This is a genomic window from Methanobrevibacter sp., from assembly GCF_045126245.1.
GTDB lineage: Archaea > Methanobacteriota > Methanobacteria > Methanobacteriales > Methanobacteriaceae > Methanocatella.
Genome location: NZ_JBGVOG010000028.1, coordinates 1 through 2,838 on the forward strand (window position 1 = coordinate 1; position 2,838 = coordinate 2,838).

Genomic DNA, 2,838 nt, shown 5'->3' on the forward strand with positions numbered 1-2,838 from the left:
CAATAATATTTTATAAAAGATAATATTTAACTATTACACTAGAAAAAAAGAATTAAATTGGAAGTTAATTAATAACCTCCAATATTATTTTAAGAAAACTTATATTTCGAATCCACCGTCACATTTAATAATTTGACCGTCGAGGAAAGTACATTCATCACTTGCTAGGAATAATGCCAATTCAGCGATGTCTTGACCTTCACCGCATCTTTTAACTGGACATTGATCAATCATGTTCTGTAATGCTCCAGGACCTCCGATACTGTCCACCATTGCTGTGTGGATAAGACCTGGTGCGATACCGTTACATCTGATTTCAGGACCTAATTCCCATGCCATTGACCTGGTTAATCCCATCATAGCGTGTTTACTGTCAACATATGCTGCGAATCCATGGTGTGCTCCAAAGGATGCTACAGAACAGGTATTTACGATAGTTCCTTTTCCTTTTTCTTTCATTACAGGAACAACAAGCTGTGTTAAGACTAATGCGGAGGTAACATTAACATTGAATACTTTGTTCCATTCTTCAAGTGTTAAATCCATTAATGGAGACATGGAAAGCACACCTGCATTGTTGAATAATATGTCTATGGTTCCATATTCTTCCATTGTTGCATCGAATATTTTTGGGACTTCATCTAAGTTTGCCATGTCAACTATTACATAGATTGCTTCCCCTCCAGCAGCTTCAATATCATCTACAACTGCTTTTGCCCGTTCTTCGTTTCTTCCACATACGACTACTTTAGCTCCTTCAGCTGCAAATAATTTTGCTGATTCTCTACCCATACCGGAAGTTGCTCCGGTTATAATTGCTACTTTTCCGTCTAGTTTTCCCATTTTATCACCTTTATAAAACAATCTTAAGATTGCTATAATAATTATTATAATTTGAATTATATTTAATATTTTCTAAATAAATTTTGATTATTATAGACATATTATAATAAATTAAAATATAATTGAATATTTTAAAATAATTAAAAAAAAAACTATTAATCCATTATAATGAAATTAAAACAATTAAAATACTTCTCTTAAAAAAAAAGATAAAAAATGATTAATAACAAATTTGTATTAATCAAAATCTACAAATCAAAATCATCTAATTTCTCAGATAATTCTTTATACCTGTTTCTGATAGTAACTTCAGTTACACCAGCAACATCAGCAACATCCTTTTGAGTTTTCCTTTCACCAAGCAAAACAGAAGCAATATATAATGCCGCTGCCGCAACACCTGTAGGGCCTTTACCTGATGTCAACCCATTTTGAGAAGCTTTATCTATGATTTCAATTGCCTTTGACTGGGCTTCAGTGGAAAGTCCAATTTTAGAAGCAAATCTTGGAACATAATCTGCAGGGGATGTTGGGGCTAACTTAATTTTTAACTCACGAGACAAAAACCTATATGTCCTGCCAACATCTTTTTTAGTTACCTTGGATACACTTGCAATTTCCTCTAAAGTACGAGGCACATTGCAACGCCTGCATGCAGCGTAAATTGAAGCTGTAGCAACACTTTCTATGCTTCTTCCACGAATAAGCTTATGATTAACAGCATCCTTATATATGACACATGCATCTTCCCTTACGCTTCTAGGAAGACCTAAATTAGAGGAATTTCTGTCAATTTCACTTAATGCAAAAGCCAAATTTCTCTCGCCGGAACCGGAAACTCTAATTTTCCTTTGCCATTTTCTTAATCTGTAGAATTGAACCCTATTTTCCATAGAGATATTTCTACCTTGAGCATCCTTATTTCTCCAATCAATGACAGTTGGCAAGCCCTTGTCATGAATAGCATTGGACATTGGTGCTCCAACACGAACGCGTTTATCACGTTGTTCATGGTCAAATGCTCTCCATTCAGGCCCCATGTCCATTAAATTTTCATCAATAACCAATCCACATCGAGTGCAACTAACTTCAGCTCTTCCGGAATCTGTTTCCAATTTTGATCCACACTCAGGGCAAACATTAACTTCATCGCCAAGATAAAGGGAATCTTGAACTTTAGTTTTTTTAAATGGTACCTCTACGGTCATAGAGGAATTTTTGGCATATAGAGTCATATTTCATCCTCCTTAAAAAATTATAGTTCAACAAACAAGTTACGAAAATTGAATTAAAAAATAAAAAGGAAAAAACATTCAATTAGAAAATACAGTTTAAATTATTAAATTTCTACATGTCTCTATCAAATATTAAATGATGATGAATTCTGAATTATTTTCTAGTGATAGTTATATAAAGGCTGGTTTCTGGTAATTATGAATATAATGAGCTTGCAGCGAAATGAAATTCCCATAGAAAACCATAGTACACAAACAAAACACAAAAGGACTTCACTACTGGGATCGAAACGAGACCAGGTATAACCCCCATGCTATGACCGCAATACTCATTACATTATGAAAATGATAAGTAATTAAGTAAATGATTTGTATATAAAAGGCTTGCAGCGAAATGAAATTCCCATAGAAAACCATAGTACACAAACAAAACACAAAAGGACTTCACTACTGGGATCGAAACGAGACCAGGTATAACCCCCATGCTATGACCGCAATACCTAAATATACAAACCAACATGAAAATGATAATAAATTATCAGTGCAACTTTCACCCTTACTGTTAACACCTAACCAAATTATTATTAGACTACATATCATTCTTTAAAAAGAATGTATCAGTCTACTAACAATTAAAATAATGCAAGCGAACAATTGGAAGCAGCGGACTCAACAACTCGGAAAAAAACCTCGAAGCTTACATCCCTACCCCATCAAACAAGTCTTCTACTCGCGTCCTAAGCAATCTATTTTCAGGGGA

General features: G+C 34.2%; 2 protein-coding genes and 3 rRNA genes. All 5 read right to left on the reverse strand.

Annotated features, from left to right (window positions below):
• Positions 1-99: 99 nt before the first annotated feature.
• Positions 100-843, reverse strand: coding sequence for an SDR family NAD(P)-dependent oxidoreductase (locus ACJMLZ_RS02065; RefSeq protein WP_405303719.1), 744 nt, complete (start codon positions 841-843; stop codon positions 100-102).
• Between the two features lie 248 nt (positions 844-1,091).
• Entirely contained in the window at positions 1,092-2,078 is a 987-nt protein-coding gene (locus ACJMLZ_RS02070; protein WP_405303720.1) for a transcription initiation factor IIB, read from the reverse strand.
• 210 nt (positions 2,079-2,288) lie between these two features.
• Positions 2,289-2,406, reverse strand: a 5S ribosomal RNA gene (rrf, locus tag ACJMLZ_RS02075).
• 53 nt (positions 2,407-2,459) lie between these two features.
• Positions 2,460-2,577: ribosomal RNA gene (gene rrf, locus ACJMLZ_RS02080) — 5S ribosomal RNA — on the reverse strand.
• Positions 2,578-2,712: 135 nt separating this feature from the next.
• Positions 2,713-2,838, reverse strand: a 23S ribosomal RNA gene (locus ACJMLZ_RS02085); the annotation flags it as partial.